The sequence below is a fragment of the Streptomyces albicerus genome, assembly GCF_008905045.1.
Classification (GTDB): domain Bacteria; phylum Actinomycetota; class Actinomycetes; order Streptomycetales; family Streptomycetaceae; genus Streptomyces; species Streptomyces albicerus.
The window spans coordinates 1-24,975 of the sequence record NZ_VWMY01000028.1 but is presented as its reverse complement, the minus strand read 5'-3'; the positions used below and the strand labels follow the sequence as shown (position 1 = coordinate 24,975).

Below are 24,975 nucleotides of genomic sequence, written 5' to 3'. Positions count from 1 at the left end.
CGAGGTGTGACATGCGAGGCGTGATCTTCGACGGCAAGCAGGTCCAGGTGGCCGACGACCTGGAGATACGGGAGCCGGGGCCGGGCGAGGTGCTCGTGGCGATCTCCGCGGCAGGGCTGTGCCACAGCGATCTTTCCGTGGTGGACGGGACCATACCTTTCCCCGTACCTGTGGTGCTCGGCCATGAAGGTGCGGGCGTGGTGGAGGCGGTGGGTGCGGGCGTCACCCATGTCGAGCCCGGAGATCATGTCTCCTTGTCCACGCTCGCGAACTGCGGTACGTGCGCGGAGTGCGACCGGGGGCGGCCCACCATGTGCCGCAAGGCGATCGGAATGCCGCAGCGGCCGTTCGTACGGGCGGGGCAGCCGCTGTACCAGTTCGCGTCCAACTCGGCTTTCGCGGAACGGACGTTGGTGAAGGCCGTGCAGGCCGTGCGGATCCCCAAGGACATTCCGATGCCGTCGGCCGCGCTGATCGGGTGCGGAGTGCTGACGGGGGTCGGGGCCGTGCTGAACCGGGCGCGGGTGGATCGCGGGGACAGCGTGGTCGTCATCGGTACGGGCGGAATCGGGCTCAATGTGATTCAGGGGGCGCGGATCGCCGGTGCCCTGAAGATCGTCGCGGTGGACGCCAATCCGGCGAAGGAGGCGGTGGCGCGGCGGTTCGGGGCGAGCCACTTCCTCACGTCCACGGAGGGCGTGAAGGACATTCTGGTGACAGGCGCGGATCACGTCTTCGAGTGCGTGGGGCGGGTCGAGCTCATCCGGCAGGCCGTCGATCTGCTCGACCGGCACGGGCAGGCCGTGCTGTTGGGGGTGCCGCCCGCGACCGCCGAGGCGTCCTTCCTCGTGTCGTCGATGTACCTGGACAAGTCGATCCTGGGCTGCCGGTACGGGTCGTCACGGCCGCAGCGGGACATCGCGCTGTATGCCGATCTGTACCGCGAAGGGCGGCTGCTCCTGGACGAGTTGGTGACCGAGACGTATCCGGTGGAGGACTTCGAGAAGGCGGTGGCGGACGCGCGGGCGGGGCGGGTGGCGCGGGCGGTGCTGACGTTCTGAGGTACGGGACTGAGGGCTTGGCGGCCTGAACGGCCTCGTCCTCAAACGCCGGACGGGCTGGGTAACTCAGCCCGTCCGGCGTTTGAGGAGCGGGGGTTCGGGGGCTGGCCCCCGACGGGGTCTGGGGCGGAGCCCCAGGGAACGGGAATGGGTAGGGGCGGCGGGGGCGAAAAAACCACCCCCTACCCGACCGCGCCGGAGCCCACGTTGTCCGAGCGGAACGTACGCCGATACGCGGTCGGCGTGACCCCCAGCGCCGACTGCAAGTGCTGCCGCATCGACTGGGCCGTGCCGAATCCGGAGTCGTGGGCCACCTGGTCGATGGAGAGGTCCGTCGACTCGAGAAGGTGACGGGCGCGTTCGACACGCTGCTGGGTCAGCCACTGGCCGGGGCTGACGCCGGCCTCCTCGCGGAAGCGGCGCGTGAAGGTGCGTACCGACATGGACTCCTGCTCGGCCATGTCGCGCAGCTGGATCGGCTCGTGCAGACGGCTCAGCGCCCAAGCACGGGCACCGGTCGTGGTGGCCAACTGCGGCTCGGGCACGGGGCGTTGGATGTACTGCGCCTGTCCGCCGTCGCGGTGCGGGGGTACGACGGTGCGGCGGGCCACCTCATTGGCGACGGCGGTCCCGTGGTCGCGGCGCACGATGTGCAGGCACAGGTCGATCCCGGCGGCGACACCGGCGGAGGTGAGCACGTCGCCGTCGTCGATGAACAGCACGTCCGCATCGACCTTGATCTTCGGGAAGAGCCGCTGGAAGTGCTCGGCCGAGGACCAGTGGGTGGTGGCCGGGCGGCCGTCGAGGTATCCGGCCGCGGCCAGGACGTAACCGCCGGTGCAGATGGCGACAAGCCGGGTGCCGGGCCGGATGTGGGCCAGGGCGGCGGCCAGCTCGTCGGTGAGCACGCCCTCCTCGTGGACCGGGCCGAGCTCGTACGAGGCGGGGACGACGACGGTGTCGGCGGTGGCCAGGGCCTCCGGGCCGTTCTCGACGAGGATCGCGAAGTCCGCGTCCGTGCTGACGGGCCCGGGCGGTCGGATCGAGCAGGTGACGACGTCGTACAGATGCCGCCCCTGCGGGTCCTTGGCGCGCCGGAAGATGCGCTGCGGGATGCCCAGCTCGAAGGGCAGCAGACCGTCGAGGGCGAGGACGACGACGCGGTGCCTGCGGAACGCACGCTCAGAAGCCATGGCCCGATTCTAACGAATGCTGTCCTTCGGGCCACTCGTTCGCGGGGAGCGCAGGCCGGAAGCTCTATGACGTGACACAGACAACCGAACCCGCAGCTGCAGCCGAATCCGGAGCCGCCGGAGCTGCAGCCGCCGCCGAAGCCGGGGTCGCGGCCGAAGCCGCCCAGGAGGCCGAGACGAGACGACGCCGCACGCGGGTGCACCGCGCGTGGTTCGTCGCCGCCGTCACATTCGTGACGATCATCGGCGCCGCCGCCTTCCGTTCGTTGCCCGGACTGCTCATCGACCCCCTGCACCGGGAGTTCGACTGGTCGCGCGGCACGATCGGTCTCGCGGTCTCCATCAACCTCGCGCTGTACGGGCTGACGGCCCCCTTCGCGGCCGCGCTGATGGACCGGTTCGGCATCCGGCGGGTCGTCGCGACCGCGTTGGTGGTGATCGCGGTCGGCTCGGGCGCGACGGTGTGGATGACGGCCGTCTGGCAGCTGCTGCTGTGCTGGGGGCTGCTGGTCGGGCTGGGCTCCGGATCGATGGCGCTGGCCTTCGCCGCGACCGTCACCAACCGCTGGTTCACCGAGCGGCGGGGCCTCGTCACGGGCATCCTCACCGCGGCCTCGGCCTCCGGTCAGCTGATCTTCCTGCCGCTCCTCTCCTGGATCGTCGAGAAGCACGACTGGCGTCCGGCCGCCGTGACGGTGGCCCTGGCGGCGCTCGCGGTCGTGCCCTTCGTCTGGCTGCTGCTGCGCGACCACCCGGCGGACGTGGGCCTGAAGCCGTACGGGGCAACGGAGTTCGTCGAGAAGCCCGCGCCCGTGCCGGGGGCGGCTCGGCGGGCCGTGAAGGTCCTCTTCTCGGCGGCGCGCACCGGTCCGTTCTGGCTGCTGGCCGGTACGTTCGCGATCTGCGGAGCCTCCACGAACGGCCTGATCCAGACCCACTTCGTGCCCGCCGCCCACGACGCGCACATGCCGATCACGGCGGCCGCGTCGCTCCTCGCGGTCATCGGCGTCTTCGACGTCATCGGCACCATCGCCTCCGGCTGGTTCACGGACCGCTTCGATCCGCGCCGGCTGCTGGCCGTCTACTACGCCCTGCGCGGCATCTCCCTCCTCTTCCTCCCGATACTGCTGGCGCCGACCGTGCACCCGCCGATGATCTTCTTCATCGTCTTCTACGGCCTCGACTGGGTCGCCACGGTCCCGCCCACCATCGCCCTCTGCCGCGAGCAGTACGGGGACGACAGCGCCATCGTCTTCGGGTGGGTCCTCGCCTCCCACCAGGTCGGCGCCGCCCTCGTCGCCGTCCTCGGCGGCGTCGCCCGCGACACCTTCGGCTCGTACGACGTGATGTGGTACGCCTCCGGGGCGCTCTGCGCGGCTGCCGCGCTGATGGCCTTGGTGATTCGGCGGAAGCCGGCGGTGGCGGGGCAGGCGGCGGTGGCCTGACGCAGGCGGCCTTCGCGCGTCAGCCTGTGACAGGCGGCTTTCGCGCGTCAGCTCGTGAAGCGGCCGAACCGTCCGCGGTGGAACAGCAAGGGCGCGTCGTCGCCGTCGGACGTGCCCAGGGCGTCCACCCGGCCCACCACGATCAGGTGGTCGCCGCCCGTGTGGACGGCGTGGATCGTGCAGTCGATCCAGGCGGGGGCGCCGGTGAGGCGTGGTGAGCCGGAGACCGGGGCCGCGTCGTACTCGACTCCGGCGAACTTGTCCGAGCCGCTCACCGCGAAGCGGCGGCACAGATCGCCCTGGTGCGCGCCCAGGACGTTCACGCAGAAGACGCCCGCGCGGGCGATGCGCGGCCAGGTCGTGGACGTACGCGCGACCATGAACGCGATCAGCGGCGGTTCGAGGGAGAGGGACGAGAAGGACTGGCAGGCGAAGCCGGCTGGCCCTGCGGGGCTTACGGGGCTTGCGGGGACGACGTAGTCTGTCGGACCGCCTTCGCTTTCCATTTCCACGGGAGCGGCCGGTGAGGTGACGACGGTCACGCCGGTCGCGAAGTTCCCCAGTACGCGCCGGAATTCGGCCGGGTCGACCGGTGCGCGTTCGTCGTCGCCGACGGCGCGGAGGTCCGGGCGCGGGAGCGGTTCGACCGGGCCCGTGGTCTTCGGGGCTCCGGCCGACCTGAGGTAGCGGACGGCTGCTGCGGCCATCCCTGCGTGTCCCATCACATCGTCCATTGAAGCTGACGGAGTGTCAGATTGGAAGGGGTGGTCAGGGCCCGCTTCGGGGAGCGGGACCGGCCGACGGCCGCTGCGACAGGGCGCTTGGCCTGGGCGTATCTTCACGCCATGGGGTGGGCGGACACGGGGACGGGAAACGCGCAGCGCGAGCACGCGCGCGTGGAGCCGGTGTGGAGCCGGGCGGACGTCAACGCGGCCGCGGCCGTCGGCGCGGCGCAGCTTCCGGTGGCCTGCCTGGTCCTGTGGGCGGTCGCTTCGAGCGGCGACACGTACGGTGCCGGGTACGGCGGCGGTCTCGCGGCCCTCGGGCTGGCCTGCATGCTTCTCTTCTCGCCGCCCGTCTTCGCCTTTCTCGGGCTGGCCCAGGCGGTCACCCACACCATGCCCGCCATGAGCCTCGGGCGCATGGTGGCCCAGCGCGTCAGTGGCCGGGAGTGGGCGTGGCGGCTCGTGTTCGTGGTGGTGATCGGGGCGTTCTGGGCGGGGTCCGCCGCGGCCCTCACGGGTGTGGCGTACCCGGGCATGGTTCTGCTCCTCGCGTGCTCCGGGGCGTTGTCCACGCTCGGTGTCCTCTACGTACGCAAGCGGGCGCGGACTCCCGGGCGGGCGCTGGGCACGTGGAGCGTCTGGTTCCGCTCGCCGCTCGTCACGCTCTGCGCGGGGGCTCTGGCCGTGCCCGTCACCTGGGGCTTGTACGCCACGGGAATCGTCAAGGAGTACGAGCCGCCGAAACTGTCCGCCGCGCAGCTCACGGGGGTGTGGCGGGGTGACGCCGGGGCCGTGCTGCGGTTGCGGGCGGACGGGCGGGCCGAGGCCACGGATCTGCCGACCCAGCCCGAGTTCGCGTACGAAGGGACGAGGGAGTTCATACCGTGCGGCGGGGTCGGCACATGGGTCCTCGACCGGGTGGGCCGCTACGACACGTACGGGGGAGAGGGCCCCTCGGTGCGGGACGGTGTCGTCGTACGCCTCGGGGGTGGGTGCGGGGCGGATACGTCCTGGACGATCGGCGGTATGAGGACGAGCCCGAGCTGTACGTCCTGTTCGGGGATCCGGACGCGGGAGAGCTGCGGATCCTGACGCGGGGATGACGGGGCGGGGCGGCTCGGTCGGGGTGGCCGGCCCGTGACTCGGTCGGAGTGGGTGGGGCTTGGTTCAGCGGCCCTTGAACTCCGGGCCTCTGCGCTCCACGAAGGCCGTCACCCCCTCCTTGGCGTCCGCCGTCGTCATGTTGATCTCCTGGGCGGTGGCCTCGGCGATGAAGGCGGTGCTGCGGTCGGTGTCCAGAGATGCGTTCACCAGCTGTTTCGTGAGGGTCAGGGAGCGGGTCGGGCCGGCGGCGAGGCGTTCGGCCCAGGCTCGGGCCGTCTTCTCCAGCTCCGCGTCCGGTACGACGCGGTTGACGAGGCCGAGGCGTTCCGCGTCCGCGGCGGTCAGGGAGTCGCCGAAGAACATCAGCTCCTTTGCCCGCTGTGGGCCGACCAGCCGGGGCAGGAGGTACGCGCCGCCGCCGTCCGGGACCAGGCCTCGGCGTACGAACACCTCTGTGAACTTGGCCGACTCGGCGGCGATGACCAGGTCGCAGGCGTATGCGAGGTGGGCGCCGATGCCTGCCGCCGTGCCGTTCACGGCGGCTATCACCGGCTTCTCGCAGTCGAGGACCGCGGCGATCAGGCGCTGGGCGCCCTGGCGGATGACCCGGGTCACGTCTCCGGCGACGCGGTCCTCCGTGAGCGGGGCGCCGCGGAGGTCCGCGCCCGCGCAGAAGCCGCGGCCCGTGGCGGTGATCACGACCGCCCGTACGGCGGGGTCGGCGGAGGCTTCTTCGAGCAGGTGGATCAGGCGGTCTCGCTGGTCGGGGGTGATGGCGTTCATGGCTTCGGGGCGGTTGAGGGTGATCCACGAGACCTGGTTCTCGATGGCGTGCAGTATCACGGGTTGCCTCCGGCGGTTGGGCGGGTTCGGGGTCGTGGGGTTCGTCGGGTGGGTGCGGGTTGTGTGTGGCTGGTCGCGCAGTTCCCCGCGCCCTTAAAAAAGGAGGGCCTGAGGTTGGTGTGTATGTGCCGGTCGGTGGGGGCTGGTCGCGCAGTTCCCCGCGCCCCTGACGGGGGGCGCCCGCAGCTGAGGCGCGCCCCTAAGGGGCGCGAGGAACTGCGCGCTCAGCCACACACAACCCGCGGTGAACGCACCCACCCGAGGCACCCTCTTCAGGGGCGCGGGGAACTGCGCGACCAGCCCCCACCCACCCGCACGTACGAACCGACCGCAGGACCCCCGCCCCCCGAAGGGCTCACCGGCATACAGCCAGCGCGTCCAGGGCGACAGCCCCCTGCCCCCGGGGCAGGACCATCAGCGGGTTGATGTCGAGCTCGGACAGTTCGCCGTCGAGTTCGAGGGCCATGCGCTGGACTCGGAGGACGACCTCGACCAGGGCGTCGAGGTCGGCCGGAGGGCGGCCGCGGACGCCGTCGAGGAGAGGACGTCCGCGGAGTTCGTCGAGCATGGCGCGAGCCTGGTCCTCACCGAAGGGCGGGACGCGTACGGCGGTGTCCCGGAGGACCTCGACGAGGACCCCGCCGAGGCCGACCGTCACGGTGGGCCCGAAGAGGTCGTCGTGTGTGACGCCCACGACCATCTCGACGCCGGGATCGACCATCTGGCACACCAGGACCCCGTCGAGCGGGACGTTCTCGTAGCGGGCGATGTCGGTCAACTCCCGGTAGGCATCCCTGACTTGACTCGCGGAGGTCAAGCCGATCTTCACCAGGCCGAGTTCGGTCTTGTGGGCTAGCTGCGCGCCGGAGGCCTTCATCACGACGGGGTAGCCGACCAGCCCGGCCGCCCGGACCGCGGCGGCCGCGCTGGTCACCAACTGCTCGCGCGGTACGCGGATTCCGTACGCGCGCAGGAGCTGTTTCGCCGCGTGCTCGCTCAGCCGCTTGCCCGGCCGCATCAGCGCCTGGGCCTTGCGGAAGGAGGGCGAGGGCGTGCGCGGCGCCTCGTCGAAGGGGGAGCGGTAGAAGGAGGTGAAGCGGGCGTGGTCGAGGTGGGCGCGGACGGCCGTGATGCAGTTCGCGAACGTGCGGAAGGTGGCGACACGGGACGAACCGAGCAAGGTGTCGCGGTACGCGGACTCCGTGCCGACCGGCGACCCCCACACCACGCACACCAGCTTGTCCGTCTGTTCCGCCGCGTCCACCAGGTCCTGCGCCAGCTTGTCGCTCATGGGCGGGAAAGGGCCCGTGATCGGGCAGATCAGAACCCCCACCGACGGGTCGGCGAGAATCGCGTCGATGATCTTGCGGCCCCGCCAGTCGCCCACCGGGTGGCCGCCGTTGTCGACGGGGTTGGAGACGTCCAGGTACTCCGGTATCCACTCGTGCAACTCGGCCTGTTTGCCGGCGGACAGTGTCGGGAGGGACAGCCCCGCCTCGGTCGCCAGGTCCGAGAAGTGCGCTCCCGTACCGCCGGAGATCGAGTAGACGACGACACCGTCGGCGGACGGGGGGCGGGCGCGCGCCAACAGGGCGGCGGTGTCCTGGAGTTCGTCGAGACCGTCGACGCGGATCACCCCGTACTGCCGCATCGCCGCGTCCACCACCGCGTCGGCGCCGGTCAGCTTGCCGGTGTGCGAGGCGGCCGTGCGGGCGCCGGTCTCGGTGCGGCCGACCTTGACGGCGACGACGGGAACCCCGCGCCGGGCGGCCCGGTCTGCGGCGAGGAGGAAGGAGCGGCCGTCCTTCAGCCCCTCGACGTAGCAGGCGATGGCGCCGACCTCCGGCTGCTCGGCGAAGTAGGAGATGAAGTCGGCGGTCTCCAGGTCGGCCTCGTTGCCGGTGGGCGCCCAGTGCGAGAGCCGTACACCCAGCTCCTGCATCGTGAAGACGGGACGGCCCTGGTGGCCGGACTGGGTGATCAGCGCGATCGCCGGTCCGTCCAGGTCGTCGCGGAACTTCTCGAAGGCGTTGAGGTTCGTGTTCGGGCCGAGCAGGCGCAGGCCGGACCGCTCGACGGCGGCGGCGAGGCGGGCCTGTGCGGCGGCGCCCTCCGTCCCCGTCTCGGCGAACCCCGAGGCGAAGGCGACCGCGAACTTCACCTTGGACTCGGCGAGTTCCTCGATCACGGGAAGAGGATCGGAGACCAGCAGCACGGCCAGGTCGACCTGTTCGGGCAGGTCCGCGACCGAAGGGACGCAGGAGATGCCGAAGACGGACTGGCGGGTGGGGTGCACCGGGTGCAGCCGGGCGCCGACCCGCTCGGCCCAGGAGAGCAACTGCCTGGTGATGCCGGTGTTCGGCCGTCCCTCGGCGTCCGAGGCGCCGATGACGGCCACGGACTCGGGACGGAAGAAGCGGTCGAGATCGGGTACGCCGGCGTACAGCGGCCGGCCGCTGACGTCGAGGTCGTCGGTGGCTGCGGGCCTGCCGTGCACGGCAGGCGCCGGTTGCTCGCCGCAGGCGATGACCCGGGCCCGGCGGGAGTCGGTGGTGAGGGTGCCGTGGGTTGATCCAAGCATCGGTCCGCCCGCTCCTGTGTGGCTGCCAATAACTGACGCAGTGTCAGATTACTGAACTGACGCCACGTCAGGAACTGGTCTGCACGCAAAGAAGTTGTGGCGGACACAGGGTTCGTACCCGTCGCGGTGCGCGCGGGAACTCGCTCGGCCGGGTGCAGCCCTCAACTCCCGCCGGGGGTCTGAGCGGTCTCGGGGAGGTGAGGCACACCCCCGAGGCTGCCTATGGGGGCCTGTCCCAGTGAGGGCTCTACGTCAGACGGGGGTCCGGAGACCGTCGTCAAGCAGGGAGTCGGGTGACCTGTCGTCCGCCGTCCCTGGCGATGACTTTCGCGATCTTCACCGCGTCGATCGCCAGTTCCCGGAGCATGCCGCTGATGGGGTTGGCGTAGCCAGTGAAATAGAGGCCCGGGGCGTTGTCCGGAGTGCGGGCGCCGTGCACGATCGGCCTGCCGCGTGTGTCCAGGACGTCGAGATGGCCGACCAGGCCCTCCAAGGCGCGGGCATAGCCCGTGGCGGCGATGACGGCGTCCGGCTCGACGCGGGTGCCGTCGGCCAGGACGACCTTGCCGTCCTCGAAAGCCTCCACGGCGGCCACGATCTCGACGCGCCCCTTGCGAACGGCGTCGATCAGGCCGACGTCCTGCACCGGAATGGCGCCCTCAGTCACCCGGGAGTACAGGCCGGTGTCGGGGCGGGGCAGACCGTGGGCCGACAGGTCCGGCACGCTGACCTTGGCCAGGGGCCTGGCGAGCCGGTCGACGAGGCCGACGGGCAGGCGGCGTACCAGGACGCCGGTGTACTGGGCCGCCCAGCCCGCGGTGGACCGGCGCACGATGTGCGGCGCGGTCCGCACCGAGAGCCGTACGCGCGAGGCGCCGCCCTCGATGAGGTCGACGGCGATCTCGGCGCCCGTGTTGCCGACGCCGACGACGAGGACGTCGCGGCCGGCGTAGGGGGCCGGGTCGCGGTATTCGCCGGCGTGCAGGAGTTCGCCCTTGTACGCGTCCCGGCCGGGCCACTCCGGCACGTGCGGCGTGTGGTTGTAGCCGGTGGCGACGACGACCGCGCTGCCGGTCAGTTCGCGTCCGCCGGTGGCGTGCAGCAGCCACCCGTTCCCGTCGGCCGAGGGCTCCACGCGGGAGACCTCGACACCCGTGACGATCTCCAGTTCGTGGTACTCGGCGTACTTCTCCAGGTACCGCACCACGTTGTCGCGCGACACCCACCGCCCGAAGGAGCGCGGCATCGCGAGGCCCGGCAGCCCGGACAGCCGCCGCGTGGTGTGCAGCCGCAGCCGGTCGTAGTGCCGCCGCCAGGACGCCCCGACGCGGTCGGACTTCTCGAGCACGACGGCCCGTACGCCCTGTGCGCGCAGGGCGTACGCCGCCGCGAGGCCACCCGGGCCGCCCCCGATGACGTACACGGGGCGGTCGGGGTGCGTCGGTACGGCGGGATCCGCGGACGGTGTGGAGTCGGCATTCGAGTCGGCCATGTGCCAGAGCGTATTCACGTAGTCACTTGATGGGTCTCGGTCAAGCCGGGAATCGGTTGCGAATAGATCACGGCTGTAGGAGGGGTGTGTGGAACTCGTGGCGTAGGTCTCACGGAACGTGTGAGGTCGGGGAGGTGCGCGAAGGGCGCGCGCTATGCGCCCTTGCGTGGCCTGCCTCGTCTTGGCGCGGGAGGGCGCCAGGAGCTCACGTCCCTGGTCGACAGGCCCAGCCGGGTGAGGTGCTGCTCGTAGGTGCGCCGAAGGGCCTCGCCGTCGTCCGATGGCGTGGTGGGCGCGAGTTCGTGGGCGGGGGCGGCGGCCCACGGGAGGACCTCGGCGAACGCCGTGAGCAACGGCAGAGCGGACTCCGGGCGATGCGCATGCGCGTGGGAGTCGGCTTCGAGGAGGTCGCAGATCACCAGTGCTCGCTCGTGGGCATTCCAGCCCGCCCAGCCGATCGGCGTTGTGGGTGACAAAGGCGAGACGGATGACCCGAACGAGATGAAACGCTCGTTGGGGATGTCGAACTTGCCGCGCTGTTTCCAGTACGACGGCCTGAAGAAGTCCACGGGCGTGAAGCGCGACGGGATCGGGTGGCGTACGTCGGAGTCGCCGAGCCCTCTTCTGTCGTCCTGGCGCTGGGCCTCCCACAGCTCTTCCCACCGCTGCCGTTTGCGCAGGCCCGACGTCTTGTACCGCAGGGGCGCCGCCTGAGGCACGTGCTCATCGGCGAGGAGTTCCAGAAGGACCTCGGCTGTGCCTGCCCGGGGGGCGTAGAGCGCCGCCAGTTCGGTGAAGTCCTCGTCCTTTCCCAGAAGTTCGGCCAGTTCCCGAACCGTCCGGGCGACGGGGCGTCGTCCCCCCGGGAATGTTTCACACCACAGCCGGGACGACTCGCAGTGGTGGAGCAGGCGTTCGTGCAGGATGTCGCGGACCATGGCGTCCCAGGGGGGAGTGGACCAGCGGCGTTTGTACTCGGGCTGCTCCAGCAACGCCAGCGAGGCGTTCTCCTGGATGGCTTTCATGCGGCGTTTTACCAGGTCTCGGTATGCCCAGGGCCAGTGCTCGGGGATGTCGGTCACAGGTGCCGTCGCGTGGCGGTCGAACCATGCCGTCTGCGCCTCGCCTGCCTCGACTCTCCTGGCCAGCGCGATCTCGAAGGCCCGCTCGCCCAGAGCGGCCTCGGGCACAGCCTCCAGCGGGGCGGTCAGCTCTTCGCTGTCGGAGATCAGGTCGTAGAGGGCGTACACCTTCCAGTCGAGTTCCTCCTGGATCGCGATCATCCGTGACTTGAGCGAGAGCCACCGCCGCTCGGCCGACGCGAGGAGCTGATCGGTGATCCGGGTGTTCGTGTCGGCGAGCTCCCACTTCGCCGGCAGTGCTGCCGCTGGCGTGTTCTGGGCGCTGGGTGAGGGGACGGCGCTCGCGCTCGCGGCGGGGGGAGGGGCATTCCTGGGAGTGGCGACTCTCGGGATAGCGATCATGACTGTCCTGCCATGACAGCCTTGAGGCTCCTTAGGGGTACACTCCTTAGGGGTTTATTCCTAAGGAGTGATCGTGCAGCATCAGGCAATGCCCGGCAAGCCGTCGCGCGTCTACGACCGCGGCGCCGAATGGGACGGGCTCACCGCCTTTGTGAGCCGCCCCTTGCCGCACGCCATGCTCGGCATCGTCAGTGGTAGGCGGCGCATGGGTAAGACCTATCTCCTGCGGGCGCTCGTCGAGCGGTGTGGAGGCTTCTACTTCTCCGCCACGGCGGGAACCGAGGCGGAGTCCCTTCGTCAGTTCAGTGCCGCCCTGGCCGAACACGTAGGTTCCCCAGTGGCTTTCTCCTTCGCCACCTGGGACGACGCCGTCTCCTATCTCTTCGGGCTGGCCGCCCACGGGAAGAGAGGCGCCTCGGCGGGGTCGACGCCGGACGCCCCGTTTCTCGTGGTCATCGACGAGTTCCCCTACCTGGTCAAAGTCGCTCCGGAACTCCCGTCGCTCATCCAGCGCGAGATCGACCGCTTCCAGGTGGAGGAGAGCCGAATGAGGCTGCTCCTGTGTGGTTCGGCGATGTCCGTCATGGGTGGTCTTCTGGCCAGTACGGCGCCCCTGCGAGGCCGGGCGCAGCTGGAACTCGTCGTTCGGCCCTTCGGGTATCGGGCGGCTGCGGACTTCTGGAGCGTTACCGACCCGGCGCTCGCCGCCCGGCTGCATGCCGTTGTCGGGGGTACGCCCGCATACCGTCGTCAGTTCCTGGCGGACGATGTTCCCGCGAGCCTCCGCGACTTCGACGACTGGATCTGTCGCACGGTCCTCTCGCCGTTCAGCCCCCTCTTCCGTGAAGCGCGGTACCTGCTTGCCGAGGAAGCGGACATTCGCGACACCGCGCTGTACCACTCGGTTCTGGCCGCCGTGGCGCAGGGCAATACGACGCGCGGCGGCATCGCGGGTTACATCGGCCGCAAATCGGTCGACATCTCGCATCCGCTCAACGTCTTGGAGGACAGTCACCTGCTGATGCGGGAATTGGATGTCTTCCGTGCCGGGAAGTCGCAGTACCGCATCACCGAACCGCTGATCAACTTCTATGAGGCCGTCATGCGTCCCTCCTGGGCGCGACTGGAGAGCGGTCAGGCCGCGGAGGTGTGGGGGCAGGCGGCGGAGCGTTTCGCCGCGCAGGTGGCTGGGCCTCACTTCGAGGCCATGTGCCGTGAATACGTGCTCGGACCAGGGCGGTCCCTGCTCAGTACGTCCCTGGGCGAAGTAGGCGGCGGTGTGGTGACCGACCCCAAGGAGCGTCGGCAGATTCAGATCGACGTGGCGGTGGTCGAACCGGGGTCCGGGGCGAGCAGGCCGTCGGTTGCTCTGCTCGGCGAGGTGAAATGGGGGACCGTCATGGGGGTCGGTCATCTGGAGCGGCTCGGCAGGGCCAGGGAACTGCTCGCCGGCAGGGGAATGGACACCACGCGCTGCGGGCTGGCGTGTTTCAGTGCCGCAGGCTTCACCGACGCGCTGCGCGCCGAAACCGCGCGAGGTGACGTGCTGCTGGTGGGCCTTGAGGAACTGTACGGGCGGGCGATGCCGACCGGGGTCCTGCTTTAGGGCTCGCTGGAGACGTGCCGTGCCTGAAGGGAGAGTTCTTGGCTGCGCATCTCTTGCGCGGGGCCTCTTCCATCCGCTGAACTGACGTACCGTCAGATTCGCGTACTGCGGGAGGGACACGAGGCCATGGACACGATCTGGCTCACCGGGGCGGAATGGGTCGCCGTGCTCCGTATCGGCCTCGGGCTGTGGTGGCTGGAGAGCTGGCGGCACAAGGACAAGAAGGGCTGGTTCGAGCGGGGGACCGGGATCGCGTGGGCGGCGGACGTCGCGGCGAAGCACCGGTGGAACGCCGTGCGCAGCGGCTTCGACGTGGTGGTCGCGCCGCGGCCGCGCACGATGGCGTACGTCGTCGTGTACGCGGAGCTCGCCCTCGGGCTCGGCCTGGTCGTGGGCTTCCTGACCCCGATCGCCCTGGCCGGCGGACTGCTCCTCAACCTCCTCTACCTCGTGCTGATGATCCACGACTGGGCCGAGCAGGGGCAGAACGCGATGATGGCGCTGATCTCCCTGGTGGCCCTCTTCGGGATGTCGTGGCAGACGTGGTCGCTGGACAGCGCGCTGGGGTTCTTCTGATGGCGGCCCGATTCGATGTGCCCGAGGTCGACGCCTTCACGCGCCCGTACTGGGCTGCCGCCGCCGCGGGGCACCTGCTCCTGCGGCGGTGCGGAGCGTGCGGGCGCGCCCACCACTACCCCCGGGAGTTCTGCCCGCACTGCTGGAGCGAGGACGTCACCTGGGAGTGTGCGAGCGGCCGCGCCACGCTCTACACCTGGTCCGTCGTCCACCGGAACGACCTGCCGCCCTTCGGGTCCCGCACGCCGTACGTCGCCGCCGTCGTCGATCTGGCGGAGGGGCCGCGGATGATGACCGAGGTGGTGGACTGCGCGGAGGGGGCGCTGAAGGTGGGGATGGGGTTGGAGGTCGCCTTCCGCGTGACGGGCGGAGAAGGAGTGGCGGGCGGAGAAGGAGCGGAGGACCGAGAGGGAGCGGAGGACGCGGTCACGGTTCCCGTGTTCCGGCCCGCTGCCTCCTAGGGCCTGTCCGGGGAGGCCTCGCGTCCTGCCCTCCCGGTCCCCGTTGTTCAATGGGTCGATGACCGACTTGTACGAGTCCTACGCCGCCCTCCCCTTCCCCGAACTCCACGGACACGGTCTGTGGCTCCGGCCCTGGGACGCGGAGGACGAGACGGATGTCGAGGCGTGGCTGCGGGGGTGCAACGACCCGGATTTCCAGCGGTGGAACACGCCGCTCAAGCTCGTCGAGGACCGGGACGACGCACGGCAGTCGCTGCGGGCGCGGGCCAAGGCGGCCGGGGAAGGGGTCGGGGCCTCCTTCTGTGTCACCGACGCGGGGAGCGGCGTGACGCTCGGGCACATCGGGATCAACGACATCGACCACGTCATACGGGTCGCCCGGGTCGGCTACTGGGTGCTGCCCGAGGCGCGCGGCCGCCGGGTCGCCACCCGCGCGCTCGCGCTGACCGCGCGCTGGGCCTTCGCCGAACTCGGCCTGCACCGGCTGGAGTTGGGGCACGCGCTCGGTCATGACGCGTCGTGCCGGATCGCCGAGCGGTGCGGGTTCCCGTACGAGGGGACCTTGCGCGGGGCGATGTTCGAGGCGGGGCGGCAGGACGCGTTCCGGGATGTGCATCTGCACGCCCGGATCGCCACGGACGCGGAGCCCGTGATCCCGTGATCCCGTGATCCCGTGAGCCCGTGATCCCGTGACGCCTCGAAGTGCCGGTGGCGGTGGCGGTGGCGGCCCCGGTAAAGGGGAGGCGCGGGGGCGAGGGCAGGAGGGAGCATGGGGCATGGCCACTGCTGCGTACGACTGGCGGTTCACCGACGAGCTCGGGATCTTCCTGGAGCGGGCCGAAGGCTTCCTGCGGTCGGAACCCGCCCTGCACACCGTGCAGCTGATGATCGCGAACGCGCTGCGCACGCGCGGCACGACGGCGTACGGGGAGGAGCCGCCCCACTTCGCGTGGCTGGCGGACCTCACTGGCCGCGGGTGCCGACGAGGTGGTGCTCTTCACCGACCTCGCCAATCCGGTCAGCAACGGGTTGTATCAGCGGATCGGGTACCGGCCGGTACGGGACTTCGCCACGTACACGTTCCGGACGGCGGCCCCGGCTGCGCCTGCGGCTACGGCCACAACAGCTCCCTGAGCCAAGTGTCCTGTGTACGGCGGTAGGTGAGCCGTACGTGCCGTCGGCGCGCGTCTCCCTGGAAGAACTCCACCTCGTCCGGGGCCAGTACGTACACCGTCCATGACGGCACGGGTGCGTCCGGCTCGCGCTGGGCGCGGTCCCAGGCCGCGTCCGAGGCTCGCTCCAACTCCTCGTAGGAGTCCAGGACTTCGCTCTGGTGGCCCACCAGCGCGGAGGCGAGCGCGCCGGTGGATCGGGCGTGCAGGTCGGCGTGGGCGACCTCGGGCGGGGCGACGGCCACCCGGCCGCGTACGCGGATCTGCCGGCCCTGCGCGGGCCAGTAGAAGCCGAGTGCCGCGTACGGGCGGGCCGCCAGCTGCTGTCCCTTCCGGCTGCCCGCGTGCGAGGCGAAGTGCCAGCCCTGCTCGTCGGCGTCGTGCAGCATGACGGTCCGTACGTCGGGACGGCCGTCCGCGTCCGCCGTGGCCAGGGACATCGTGTGCGGCTCGGTCTGCCCGGCGGCCACGGCCTCCGCGAACCACCGCTCGAAGAGCGGCAGTGGCTCCGCGGGGGCCGTGTCCGGGGCGAAGCGGGGCAGCTCGGTGTCCCAGACCCGCTGGGACCTCAGCAGCCGGACGAACTCGGAGGATGCGTCGGCACTCATGCCCCGATTGTCACGCGGGCCTCGCGTCGGACCGAAGCGGGCCCCGCCTCGGACCGGAACGAGGTCGGACCGAGGTCAGATCGACCCGAGGTCGGACGAGAGCCAGTGCTCGGGGCGCATGCGGATGATCACCTGTTCGCCGTGTTCCTTCCAGGCGAAGTCGACATAGCCGTCGACCTTGTCGGCCGGGAGGTAGCGGGCCGAGAGCTCGTGGAGCTTCTCGCGGGTGGCGGGGGTCGTGTCGATGACCGGTCCCTCGACCGACACGTACCGGATCGTGGGTTCGAGCCGGTCGACCATCAGGGAGAACCGGCCCGCCGTGCTGATCAGCTTGTTCTTGCGGGAGTCGAGCCCGGTCAGGATCCATACGATGCCGTCGGGCTCGTACTGGTACCAGACCGGCACGGTGAGCGGGGCGCGGTCTGCGCCGGCGTCCACGGCGAGCGCGGCGACGTGCGGCTCGGCGAAGAATTGCTCGCGTTCTTCACGGTTCAGGGCCATGCGGGGCTCCTCCGGAGTGCGGGCGGTATGTGTCTCTTCCGGTATCAGCGTGCTCTGTCCCACACCGTATTCCGTACTCCGTGGATCGCATGGGGGGCGTAGGCCCATCAGCGGTACGCGGTGGTACGGGAGGCATTTGTGCTGCTCAGCGGGCGAACCCCCCGTCCCATGGTGGAGCTGGCCCCACCATGGGTTCGGGGGCGGGCTCTCTCGTTGGGACGAGCGAACGGCGGCATGGTTGAACCCAGTTGATCGCAGAGGTTCACGGCCCCGCCGCCCGGAAGGAAAACCCCCATGAAGTCGCAGCTCGCGTCGAAGCCGGAGACGGCGGGCGAGGCCACTCCCGGGCCGTTCGCCTCCTTCGTCCGGTTCGTGGTGTGCGGCGGCGGCATCGGGCTCCTCTCCAGCGGCGCCGTGGCGCTGCTGGCCGGGGTGATGCCCTGGGTGATGGCGAACGCGGTGATCACCGTCGCGTCGACCATCCTCTGTACGGAGCTGCACGCGCTCTTCACCTTCGGCACCGGGAAGCGGGCCGGCTGGCGTCAGCACTGGCAGTCCGCCGGTTCGGCCACGGCCGCCTACGCGGTGACCTCCCTCGCGATGCTGGTCCTGCACCTCGTGCAGTCGTCGCCGGGGCTGCTCACGGAGCAGATCGTCTACCTCAGCGCCTCCGGGCTCGCCGGGATCGGGCGCTTCCTGGTGCTGCGGCTGTTCGTCTTCGCGGGCGGCCGGGCTGTGTCCATCCCGGCGCAGCCGCAGCCGCAGCCGCAGCCGCAGGTGCGGGTGCGGGTGCGGGTGGCGATGGTGTCGGGCGTCCGCGGAAGCTCCCGGTGTGTGACCGTCGGGCGGCCTTCGGTGGGCAGGTCCTCGGTGCGCCCGCTGATCGGTTTGAGCGGGAACGGTCGGCATCGGCACGGCCTCGCCGGCGGGAACCGCGCCATCGGCTCCGCTGCCGCCTGCCGGAACACCGCCCGGAAGGCGTCGTCGTGCCGGCGCCGGGCGGCTTCGGCCCCGGTCCCGGCTTCGGAGCCGGTACAGACACCGGCACCGACACCGACAAGCCTGCCGAACCGTGTCCTCACTCCCGTGCCCCTCGCGGTCGGATCATGACCGACTGAACCGAGGTGTCAAAGGCCGCGACTTCCCTCGACAGCGGTGGCGCCGCCGATTAGTTTCTCCAGCTCCCGTGGTCTAAGCAGACGACAGTTCACCGATCAGCTCTCTTGGATCTTGGAGAAACATCATGAGGAAGATTGTCGCAGGCATGTTCATCTCGCTCGACGGCGTCGTGGAGGCGCCCGACCAGTGGCACTTCCCGTACTTCAACGACGAGATGGGCGCCGCCGTCGGTGCGACTCTCGGCTCTGCCGACACCATGCTCTTCGGCCGCAAGACGTATGACAGCTTCGCCGGGGCTTGGCCTGAGCGGGAGGCCGCCGGCGGTGAGGACGCCGTCTTCGCCAAGCAGCTCGGTGACGTCCGCAAGATCGTCCTGTCGAACCAGAAGCTCGAGTTCACCTGGCGGAACTCGGAGCAGTTCGAGGGCGACTTCGTCGAAACCGTCACCGCGCTGAAGAACGAGCCCGGCGGGATCATCTCCCTCAGCGGCTCGGTCTCGGTCGTCCGGCAGTTGCTGGCCGCCGGGCTGTTGGACGAGCTGCATCTGCTGGTGCACCCGATCGCCGTGCGCAAGGGTATGCGGCTGTTCGACGAGGGCGAGACCGCGATTGCGCTGAAGCTGATCTCTTCCGAGACGTTCCAGACCGGTGTGATGAGCCTGGTCTACGCTCCGGCCGACCCGCCCGCCGGCGACGCCGTCGCCGGCTACGACGAGGCCAAGACCCACTTGCCGCAGGACGAGCAGTAGGGCCGGCCGGTTCGTATGGTGTTGGGCCGGGCCCCGTAAGGGGCGCGGGGAACTGCGCGCTCAGCCACATCCGGTCCGCACTCGGCACATCACCCCGAACCCCCATCCACCTCAGGGGCGCGGGGAACTGCGCGACAAGCCCCCACCCACCCGCAGCCGAACACGCACCCCCGGACCCCACCCCCTCAGCCCCGTCCCAACACCACCGTGCCCGACGAGCAGAACCACCCACCCGTCCCCGAGGCCACCGCCAGCTCCGGGAGCCGGCCGTCAGGCCTGTGCACCTGTCGTTCGTCGGCCTCCCCGCGCAGCTGCCGTACCGCCTCCACCAGCAGGAACAGCCCTCGCATACCGGGGTGCTGGGCCGACAGCCCACCCCCGTCCGTGTTCACCGGCAGCTCCCCGCCCGCCACCCTCAACCGGCCCTTCTCCACGAACGCGCCCCCCTCGCCCTTCCCGCAGAAACCGAGATCCTCCAGCGTCACGAGGGTCATGTACGTGAAGGCGTCATAGATCTCGGCGAAGTCGACCTCCTCCGGCCGGACTCCCGCCCGCTCGAAGGCGATCCGCCCGCTCACCGCCGCCGGCGACACCGTGAAGTCCGCCCACTCGGACATCGTCGTGTGCGAGACGTGCTCCCCGGTGCCGAGGACCCAGACGGGAGCCGTACGGCAGTCGCGTACGTACTCCTCGGCCGCCAGCAGAACCGCCGCGCCGCCGTCGGAGCGGATGCAGCAGTGCAGTTTGGTGAAGGGGTCCGCGATCATCGGGCCCGACAGGACGTCGTCGACCGTGATCGGGTCCCGGAACATCGCGTCCGGATTCAGCGCGGCGTTCGCCCGCGCCTGCACCGCCACCGACGCCAACTGCTCGAGTGTGGTGCCGTATTCGTGCATGTGGCGGCGCGCGGCCATGGCGTACTTGGCGATCAGCGTGTGGCCGTAAGGGACCTCGAACTGCAGGGGTCCGCGCGCACCGAACGACAGGTTGCCCGTACGACGGCCCGCCTTGATGTCCGCGCGGGCGGTGGACCCGTACACCAGCAGGACCGCGTTCGCATGCCCGGCGGCGATCGCGTCCGCGGCGTGGGCCGCCATGACCTCCCAGGTGGAGCCCCCGACGGAGGTGGAGTCGACCCAGGTGGGCCGCAGGCCCAGATACTCGGCCACCTCGACCGGCGCCAGCGTGCCCAGGCCCGCCGACGCGAAGCCGTCGATCACCGTCCGGTCCAGGCCCGAGTCGGCCAGCGCCCGGCGGGCCGCCTGGGCGTGGAGCGCGTACGGCGTCGCCTCGTCCACGCGGCCGCAGTCGGAGAGGGACACGCCGACGACGGCCACCTTGCGGTTCCCTGACCCCACGGTCCGAACAGTTCGAGCGGTTCGAGCGGTTCGAGTCGGACTCATGGAATCTGACGGTACATCAGATCGGAAGAAGTGCGGGAGGCGTCGTAGCCCTGTGCATCTGCTGATCGCCGCTCTAGCATGACGGCCCGTCAGATCTGGGAGCCGGGAACCGGAGGACCAGGACCGAGGGCCTGGGGCCGGAGAACCGGCCGGGGAGGAGCCCGCCGATGGACGCCACCTTCACCGCGGAACAGGACGAGATCCGCCGCACCCTCCGTGAGCTGCTCCTCAAACGCTGCGGCCCGGAGGAGGTCAGGGCCGCCGCACGGAACGCGGACGGGTACGATCCCGCCCTCTGGGAAGCCCTCGCGCGGCAGCTCGGACTGCCCGGTCTCGCGCTCCCCGAGGCGTACGGGGGAGTCGGCTGCTCGGTCACGGAACTCGCCCTCGCGAGCGAGGAGTTGGGGCGAGTCCTTGCCCCTTCGCCGCTCCTCGCGACGGCCGTGCTGAGCGCACCTCTCGTGCTCGCCCTGGGGAGTGCGGACCAGCGTGCCGCGCTGCTGCCCCGCATCGCCTCCGGCGAACTCACCGCCGCGCTCGCGGTGTCGGGCCCGGGCCTGACCACCGCCCTCGGACTGACCGGCGACAACAGCGGTGACTGGGCGGGCGGAGGCCGGGCAGGAGGCGTACAGGCGCGCCGAGTCGATGGTGCGTGGCGGCTCTACGGGCAGGCCGACCAGGTGCTCGGCGGACACAGCGCGGGACTGCTGGTCGTGGCCGCGCACACCGGTGGCTTCGCCCGGTCGCGCACCCTCCTCTTTCTGGTGGAGGCAGGAGCGACTCGGGTACGGCAGACCTCCCTCGACGAGACCCGGTCGCTGGCCCGTCTCCAGTTCCGGGATGTGGAAGCCGAGTTGCTGGGCGACGATGACGAGTCCGTCGATGCCGATGTGACGGGTGCGCTCGCCGCCGTGGGGGACTCGGCCGCCGCCGTGCTCGCCACGGAGGCCGTCGGTGCCGCCGACCGCGTACTGGAGCGGACCGTCGAATACGTCAAGCAGCGCGAGCAGTTCGGGCGCGCGATCGGGTCGTTCCAGGCGGTGAAGCACCGGCTGGCCGACTTGTACGTACAGGTCCAGGCGGCGCGTTCCGCCGCGTACTACGCGGCCTGGGCGACCGCAGCCGGCGAGGAGCAGGCGGGCGGGCTCGCGTTGGCCCAAGCCCTGGAGGCGCTGCGCACCACCGCCTCGGAGGCCGTTCAGCTGCACGGCGGGATCGGCTTCACCTGGGAGCACGAGGCGCATCTGTACTTCAAGCGGGCCGCCGGCGACGAACTGCTCTTCGGTCCGGTGCACCGGCTGCGGGCGTACGCGGCGGACGCGGCACGGCTGTTCGGCGGCGGGGAGGTGGCGGTCTGATGGCCCCGCGATCCCCGCAGCCCCCGAAGTCCCCCCGGTCCTCGAAGTCCCCGCGGCCCTCACGGCTCCCAGGAGTCCGGATGGTGCAGAAGGTGTCCTCGACGCGTGGCTTCGCGAAGATCGCGCCCCACGTCATCCCCGCCCTGGACCGCGCAGTGCACCGGCTGACCCGTGGAAAAGTCCTGCTCAGCGCCCAGATGCTGCCCGGCGTCATCCTCACGGCACGCGGCGCGAAGAGCGGGCTGCCCCGGCGTACGCCCCTCGCCTGCATGCCGGAGGAAGGCGCGGGGGAGGTGGCCGGGAGCTGGATCCTCATCGGGTCCAACTTCGGGCGGACCGACCATCCCGCCTGGACCGCCAACCTTCTCGCCCACCCCGACGCCGAGATCAGCTGGAAGGGCAAGGACATCCCCGTCACCGCCCATCTCCTGCGGGGCGAGGAACGGGACACGGTGTGGAAGGCACTGCTGGAGTTCTGGCCGCCGTACGCGACGTACCAGTCCCGGGTCAGCCGTGAGATCCGGCTCTTCCGGATCGTACGGCGCTGAACGAACCGGGAGAACGAACCAGAAACGCGAACCAGAAACGCGAACCAGAAACGCGAACCGGGAACGCGAACCAGGAACGCGACAGGCGGCAGCCCACCGAAGTGAACTGCCGCCTGTGTGACAGGACTTGTGCCCGAAAACGTGGCGTACTACTTGGTCGGCTTCTTGCCCGTCACACCCAGATGCACCAACAGGGCGAGGTTCGGCTTCAGTTCAGCCTGCTTCACGCCCCACGTCTGGAAGCCCTTCTGGTGCGAGGCCACCGCCGCGAGCATCGCCACGAGGGAACCCGCCATCGCCGCCGGGCTGACGTCCTTGTCGACCCTGCCCTTGGCCTGAAGCTCCTTGACCGTGTCCGTGAGGGAGTTGTTCACGGAGTTCAGGATCTTCATACGGATCTTGTAGAAGCGTTTGTCGCCCTCGGCGGCGCCCAGGTCGACGACCCGCAGGATCGCATCGTTTTTGCGCCAGAACTCGAGGAAGCCGTCCACGAGTTCCTGCGCGGTCTGCCAGCCGGCCTTGCCGACCCAGGAACGGCCTTCGAGCAACTCGGTCAACCCGGCGCCCTCCGCCGCCATTTGCTCGGCGATCTCCAGGACGGCGCCCTCGACGTCCGGGAAGTACTGATAGAAGGTCGCCGGTGAAGTGCCCGCCTTCCGCGCGACGTCGATGACTTTGACGTCGCGGTAGGGCGAGGAGCTGAGCATCTCGCTGAGGCAGTCGAGCAGCTTCTGCCGCGTCGCCTGCCCGCGTCGACCGGCCACACGGCCGTCGACGGTACGCACTTGTCCTGTCATGCCGTCAGCTTACCGAGGGGTGATCGGAGCGCGATTCGGCCGACTGCAAATGGGGTGCGCGGGCCTGCGGGGAAAGGGTGCCGCCCGCTCTGCGGGATGCGTGAAAGGCCGTTAGCTTGGCCACATGGCTGGATCTGAAGGCTCTGCCGCTTTCGCCGAGGGCGTCCCCTGCTGGGTCGACGCCCAGCTCCCGGACGTCGAGGCGGGCAAGCGCTTCTACGGCGAGCTCTTCGGATGGACCTTCGAGCCCTTCGAGGAGAAGGAGCAGAAGGAGCAGAAGGAGGAGAAGGGGAAAGAGGGAAAGGAGGGGGAGGAGGGGAAGAGGGAGACCGAGGGGGCGTACGCGGTCTCCGTATCCTCCCCGCATGCCGTACGGGCGCACCTCGGCGGGGAGCCCGTGGCGGCCCTCGTGCCCAAGCGGGACGGCCGCATGCCCACCGTGTGGACGGTCTACTTCGCCACCCCGGACGCCGCCGACCTGGCCGGCCGCATCCGGGAGGCGGGCGGTCAGGTGATCACGACACCCGTGCCGGTGGGTTCGCATGGCACGACCGCGCTCGCCGCAGACCCCGAGGGAGCGGTCTTCGGGCTCTGGGAGGGCGGTACGCACCCCGGCTTCGGCAAGCGGCACGAGCGGGGTTCCTTCTGCTGGGTGGAGCTGTACGCGCGGGACACAGCGGTCGCCGACTCCTTCTACGCCGACCTCTTCCACGACGCCCTCTTCGGTCCCGGCACGACCCGCGACTTCGGCCGGGCTCCGGTCTCCGACGTCTTCCCGGCCGAGATGCCGCCGCACTTCCTCGTCCACTTCGGCGTGGAGGACTGCGAGGCCGTGCTCGGTACGGTGCTGCGGCTCGGCGGCCGGATCCAGGCGTCGCCCTTCGACACCTCGTACGGGCGCGTGGCCGTCGTCACCGACAATCAAGGGGCGTCCTTCGCGGTGCTGCAGCGCTGAAAAGCCCTGAAAGGCGCCGAAAAGCAAGGCGGACGCGGGTCTTTTGCCCTGAAGAATTATGAGACATCCCGTTTCGTCCCTGGGTTCGCAACCGGAGCCCCGGCCAGGAAGAATCGGGGGTGCGTGCCGCCGGAACGGTTCGGTGGTGAGACGCTGCGCAGTGGCTGGAGCGGTGGCTGGAAGCGCAGCCGCGTACGGGGAGGTGGCAGGCAAGTGGTGGATCAGCTGACACAGCACGATCCGAGGCGGATCGGGCCGTTCGAGGTGCTGGGACGGCTGGGTGCCGGCGGCATGGGGCTGGTCTATCTCGCGCGCTCGGCGTCCGGCCGGCGCGTGGCGATCAAGACGGTCAGGACGGAACTCGCCGAGGACCAGCTGTTCCGGGTCCGCTTCTCACGCGAGGTCGAGGCGGCCCGGGCCGTCTCCGGCTTCTACACGGCAGCCGTGGTCGACGCCGACGCGCGCGCCGCCGTGCCGTGGCTGGCCACCGCCTACGTGCCCGCGCCCTCCCTCGAAGAGATAGTGACCGAGTGCGGGCCCCTCCCGGCCCAGGCCGTCCGCTGGCTCGCGGCGGGCGTCGCCGAGGCGCTGCAGTCGATCCACGGCGCCGGTCTCGTCCACCGCGACCTGAAGCCCTCGAACGTCCTCGTCGTCGAGGACGGGCCGCGCGTCATCGACTTCGGTATCGCCTCCGGAGTGTCGAACACACGTCTGACGATGACCAACGTCGCCGTCGGCACCCCCGCCTACATGTCGCCCGAGCAGGCGAAGGACTCCCGCAGCGTGACCGGCGCGAGTGACGTCTTCTCGCTCGGCTCGATGCTCGTGTTCGCCGCAACCGGCCACGCGCCCTTCCACGGCGCGAACCCCGTCGAGACCGTCTTCATGCTGCTCAGGGAGGGCCCGGACCTCGAAGGCCTCCCGGACGAGCTGATCCCGCTGATCGAGTCCTGCATGCAGATGGAGGCGACGGCCCGTCCCAACCCCGCCGACCTCCAGGCCCAGCTCGCGCCCCACCTCTTCGGCTCCGGCTCGGACGACAGCGGTACGGCGTCCGCCTGGCTGCCCGAGCGGGCGGTGGGCCTGATCGAGGCGCGCCGCGGCGGCCGTCCGGCGGCGAAGCCGTCCGCCGGCCGCAGCGGCGGACGGGGCGCGCCCGCGGTGCCGCCCCCGCCGCCGCACGACCCGCCTCCCG

The 24,975-nt window shown here is 70.5% G+C and carries 22 protein-coding genes and 2 pseudogenes; 14 read left to right on the top strand and 10 right to left on the bottom strand.

Annotated features, from left to right (window positions below):
* Positions 1-11: 11 nt before the first annotated feature.
* The gene (locus GAS53_RS25380; protein WP_151480015.1) at positions 12-1,061 is read left to right on the top strand and encodes a Zn-dependent alcohol dehydrogenase; all 1,050 of its coding nucleotides are present in this window, start codon (positions 12-14) and stop codon (positions 1,059-1,061) included.
* 182 nt (positions 1,062-1,243) lie between these two features.
* On the opposite strand, the gene GAS53_RS25375 is transcribed toward GAS53_RS25380, so the two are convergent.
* Positions 1,244-2,254, bottom strand: a complete 1,011-nt coding sequence (locus GAS53_RS25375) for a GlxA family transcriptional regulator (protein WP_151480014.1) — start codon at positions 2,252-2,254, stop codon at positions 1,244-1,246.
* A gap of 71 nt (positions 2,255-2,325) precedes the next feature.
* Between GAS53_RS25375 and GAS53_RS25370 the strand changes: the two genes are divergently transcribed.
* Entirely contained in the window at positions 2,326-3,699 is a 1,374-nt protein-coding gene (locus GAS53_RS25370) for an MFS transporter (RefSeq protein ID WP_151480013.1), read from the top strand.
* A 47-nt stretch (positions 3,700-3,746) separates the two neighbouring features.
* On the opposite strand, the gene GAS53_RS25365 is transcribed toward GAS53_RS25370, so the two are convergent.
* On the bottom strand, positions 3,747-4,421 hold the full coding sequence (locus GAS53_RS25365) for a flavin reductase family protein (protein WP_151480012.1): 675 nt from the start codon (positions 4,419-4,421) through the stop codon (positions 3,747-3,749).
* Between the two features lie 123 nt (positions 4,422-4,544).
* On the opposite strand from GAS53_RS25365, the gene GAS53_RS25360 reads away from it, so the two are divergent.
* A complete protein-coding gene (locus GAS53_RS25360; RefSeq protein WP_151480011.1) occupies positions 4,545-5,516 on the top strand; it encodes a hypothetical protein in 972 nt (323 codons plus the stop codon).
* A gap of 75 nt (positions 5,517-5,591) precedes the next feature.
* Here the strand turns inward: GAS53_RS25360 and GAS53_RS25355 are convergent, their stop codons facing one another.
* The 4 genes from GAS53_RS25355 to pglX form a co-directional block, all read right to left on the bottom strand.
* Positions 5,592-6,311 (bottom strand): enoyl-CoA hydratase/isomerase family protein, encoded by a 720-nt coding sequence (locus GAS53_RS25355; RefSeq protein ID WP_404829287.1) that lies wholly within the window; start codon positions 6,309-6,311, stop codon positions 5,592-5,594.
* Between the two features lie 415 nt (positions 6,312-6,726).
* The gene (locus tag GAS53_RS25345; protein ID WP_151480008.1) at positions 6,727-8,952 is read right to left on the bottom strand and encodes an acetate--CoA ligase family protein; all 2,226 of its coding nucleotides are present in this window, start codon (positions 8,950-8,952) and stop codon (positions 6,727-6,729) included.
* Between the two features lie 277 nt (positions 8,953-9,229).
* Positions 9,230-10,444, bottom strand: a complete 1,215-nt coding sequence (locus GAS53_RS25340; protein ID WP_151480007.1) for a flavin-containing monooxygenase — start codon at positions 10,442-10,444, stop codon at positions 9,230-9,232.
* 152 nt (positions 10,445-10,596) lie between these two features.
* The gene (pglX, locus tag GAS53_RS25335; RefSeq protein WP_151480006.1) at positions 10,597-11,928 is read right to left on the bottom strand and encodes a BREX-2 system adenine-specific DNA-methyltransferase PglX; all 1,332 of its coding nucleotides are present in this window, start codon (positions 11,926-11,928) and stop codon (positions 10,597-10,599) included.
* 88 nt (positions 11,929-12,016) lie between these two features.
* Here pglX and GAS53_RS25330 point away from each other — a divergent pair, with 88 nt between their 5' ends.
* The 5 genes and pseudogenes from GAS53_RS25330 to GAS53_RS58415 form a co-directional block, all read left to right on the top strand.
* Positions 12,017-13,534: an AAA family ATPase gene (locus GAS53_RS25330; protein WP_151480111.1), complete on the top strand. Its 1,518-nt coding sequence runs from the start codon at positions 12,017-12,019 to the stop codon at positions 13,532-13,534.
* Positions 13,535-13,660: 126 nt separating this feature from the next.
* Positions 13,661-14,110, top strand: a complete 450-nt coding sequence (locus tag GAS53_RS25325) for a DoxX family protein (protein WP_151480005.1) — start codon at positions 13,661-13,663, stop codon at positions 14,108-14,110.
* Entirely contained in the window at positions 14,110-14,571 is a 462-nt protein-coding gene (locus tag GAS53_RS25320; protein WP_151480004.1) for a Zn-ribbon domain-containing OB-fold protein, read from the top strand. Before GAS53_RS25325 ends, GAS53_RS25320 begins: the two co-directional genes overlap by 1 nt.
* Positions 14,572-14,629: 58 nt before the next feature.
* Positions 14,630-15,232: a GNAT family N-acetyltransferase gene (locus tag GAS53_RS25315; protein ID WP_151480003.1), complete on the top strand. Its 603-nt coding sequence runs from the start codon at positions 14,630-14,632 to the stop codon at positions 15,230-15,232.
* Between the two features lie 296 nt (positions 15,233-15,528).
* Positions 15,529-15,705: pseudogene (locus GAS53_RS58415) on the top strand (GNAT family N-acetyltransferase); the annotation flags it as partial.
* On the opposite strand, the gene GAS53_RS25310 reads toward GAS53_RS58415, so the two are convergent.
* Both GAS53_RS25310 and GAS53_RS25305 read right to left on the bottom strand, forming a co-directional pair.
* A complete protein-coding gene (locus tag GAS53_RS25310) occupies positions 15,683-16,351 on the bottom strand; it encodes a pyridoxine/pyridoxamine 5'-phosphate oxidase (RefSeq protein ID WP_151480002.1) in 669 nt (222 codons plus the stop codon). The pseudogene GAS53_RS58415 and the gene GAS53_RS25310 sit on opposite strands and share 23 nt — an antisense overlap.
* Before the next feature lie 75 nt (positions 16,352-16,426).
* Positions 16,427-16,852 carry a pyridoxamine 5'-phosphate oxidase family protein gene (locus GAS53_RS25305; protein ID WP_151480001.1) on the bottom strand — a complete coding sequence of 142 codons (426 nt, stop codon included), beginning with the start codon at positions 16,850-16,852 and terminating at the stop codon, positions 16,427-16,429.
* 294 nt (positions 16,853-17,146) lie between these two features.
* On the opposite strand from GAS53_RS25305, the pseudogene GAS53_RS25300 reads away from it, so the two are divergent.
* Positions 17,147-17,614: pseudogene (locus GAS53_RS25300) on the top strand (hypothetical protein); the annotation flags it as partial.
* A 481-nt stretch (positions 17,615-18,095) separates the two neighbouring features.
* Complete coding sequence (locus GAS53_RS25295) at positions 18,096-18,719, top strand: dihydrofolate reductase family protein (protein ID WP_192583273.1); 624 nt, start codon at positions 18,096-18,098, stop codon at positions 18,717-18,719.
* Between the two features lie 185 nt (positions 18,720-18,904).
* Here the strand turns inward: GAS53_RS25295 and GAS53_RS25290 are convergent, their stop codons facing one another.
* Positions 18,905-20,077 (bottom strand): thiolase C-terminal domain-containing protein, encoded by a 1,173-nt coding sequence (locus GAS53_RS25290; protein WP_151479999.1) that lies wholly within the window; start codon positions 20,075-20,077, stop codon positions 18,905-18,907.
* Between the two features lie 212 nt (positions 20,078-20,289).
* Here GAS53_RS25290 and GAS53_RS25285 point away from each other — a divergent pair, with 212 nt between their 5' ends.
* Together GAS53_RS25285 and GAS53_RS25280 are read left to right on the top strand one after the other, a co-directional pair.
* Complete coding sequence (locus GAS53_RS25285) at positions 20,290-21,480, top strand: acyl-CoA dehydrogenase family protein (protein ID WP_151479998.1); 1,191 nt, start codon at positions 20,290-20,292, stop codon at positions 21,478-21,480.
* Positions 21,481-21,560: 80 nt separating this feature from the next.
* The gene (locus GAS53_RS25280; protein ID WP_225859080.1) at positions 21,561-22,028 is read left to right on the top strand and encodes a nitroreductase family deazaflavin-dependent oxidoreductase; all 468 of its coding nucleotides are present in this window, start codon (positions 21,561-21,563) and stop codon (positions 22,026-22,028) included.
* 149 nt (positions 22,029-22,177) lie between these two features.
* Here the strand turns inward: GAS53_RS25280 and GAS53_RS25275 are convergent, their stop codons facing one another.
* Positions 22,178-22,825 (bottom strand): TetR family transcriptional regulator, encoded by a 648-nt coding sequence (locus tag GAS53_RS25275; protein WP_151479996.1) that lies wholly within the window; start codon positions 22,823-22,825, stop codon positions 22,178-22,180.
* Between the two features lie 124 nt (positions 22,826-22,949).
* Here GAS53_RS25275 and GAS53_RS25270 point away from each other — a divergent pair, with 124 nt between their 5' ends.
* Positions 22,950-23,780, top strand: coding sequence for a VOC family protein (locus tag GAS53_RS25270; RefSeq protein ID WP_151479995.1), 831 nt, complete (start codon positions 22,950-22,952; stop codon positions 23,778-23,780).
* A gap of 213 nt (positions 23,781-23,993) precedes the next feature.
* A partial coding sequence (locus GAS53_RS25265; protein WP_151479994.1) for a serine/threonine-protein kinase occupies positions 23,994-24,975 on the top strand: 982 nt, incomplete at its 3' end.

Bases quoted from the DNA above. Each gene is read 5' to 3' on its own strand.
- GAS53_RS25280 (WP_225859080.1), top strand. From the start codon at position 21,561: ATGGTGCAGAAGGTGTCCTCGACGCGTGGCTTCGCGAAGATCGCGCCC.
- GAS53_RS25275 (WP_151479996.1), bottom strand. From the start codon at position 22,825: ATGACAGGACAAGTGCGTACCGTCGACGGCCGTGTGGCCGGTCGACGC.
- GAS53_RS25375 (WP_151480014.1), bottom strand. From the start codon at position 2,254: ATGGCTTCTGAGCGTGCGTTCCGCAGGCACCGCGTCGTCGTCCTCGCC.
- GAS53_RS25340 (WP_151480007.1), bottom strand. From the start codon at position 10,444: ATGGCCGACTCGAATGCCGACTCCACACCGTCCGCGGATCCCGCCGTA.
- GAS53_RS25380 (WP_151480015.1), top strand. From the start codon at position 12: ATGCGAGGCGTGATCTTCGACGGCAAGCAGGTCCAGGTGGCCGACGAC.
- pglX (WP_151480006.1), bottom strand. From the start codon at position 11,928: ATGATCGCTATCCCGAGAGTCGCCACTCCCAGGAATGCCCCTCCCCCC.
- GAS53_RS25355 (WP_404829287.1), bottom strand. From the start codon at position 6,311: ATGAACGCCATCACCCCCGACCAGCGAGACCGCCTGATCCACCTGCTC.
- GAS53_RS25270 (WP_151479995.1), top strand. From the start codon at position 22,950: ATGGCTGGATCTGAAGGCTCTGCCGCTTTCGCCGAGGGCGTCCCCTGC.
- GAS53_RS25285 (WP_151479998.1), top strand. From the start codon at position 20,290: ATGGACGCCACCTTCACCGCGGAACAGGACGAGATCCGCCGCACCCTC.
- GAS53_RS25315 (WP_151480003.1), top strand. From the start codon at position 14,630: ATGACCGACTTGTACGAGTCCTACGCCGCCCTCCCCTTCCCCGAACTC.
- GAS53_RS25310 (WP_151480002.1), bottom strand. From the start codon at position 16,351: ATGAGTGCCGACGCATCCTCCGAGTTCGTCCGGCTGCTGAGGTCCCAG.
- GAS53_RS25330 (WP_151480111.1), top strand. From the start codon at position 12,017: ATGCCCGGCAAGCCGTCGCGCGTCTACGACCGCGGCGCCGAATGGGAC.
- GAS53_RS25345 (WP_151480008.1), bottom strand. From the start codon at position 8,952: ATGCTTGGATCAACCCACGGCACCCTCACCACCGACTCCCGCCGGGCC.
- GAS53_RS25365 (WP_151480012.1), bottom strand. From the start codon at position 4,421: ATGGGACACGCAGGGATGGCCGCAGCAGCCGTCCGCTACCTCAGGTCG.
- GAS53_RS25360 (WP_151480011.1), top strand. From the start codon at position 4,545: ATGGGGTGGGCGGACACGGGGACGGGAAACGCGCAGCGCGAGCACGCG.
- GAS53_RS25305 (WP_151480001.1), bottom strand. From the start codon at position 16,852: ATGGCCCTGAACCGTGAAGAACGCGAGCAATTCTTCGCCGAGCCGCAC.
- GAS53_RS25320 (WP_151480004.1), top strand. From the start codon at position 14,110: ATGGCGGCCCGATTCGATGTGCCCGAGGTCGACGCCTTCACGCGCCCG.
- GAS53_RS25295 (WP_192583273.1), top strand. From the start codon at position 18,096: ATGAGGAAGATTGTCGCAGGCATGTTCATCTCGCTCGACGGCGTCGTG.
- GAS53_RS25325 (WP_151480005.1), top strand. From the start codon at position 13,661: ATGGACACGATCTGGCTCACCGGGGCGGAATGGGTCGCCGTGCTCCGT.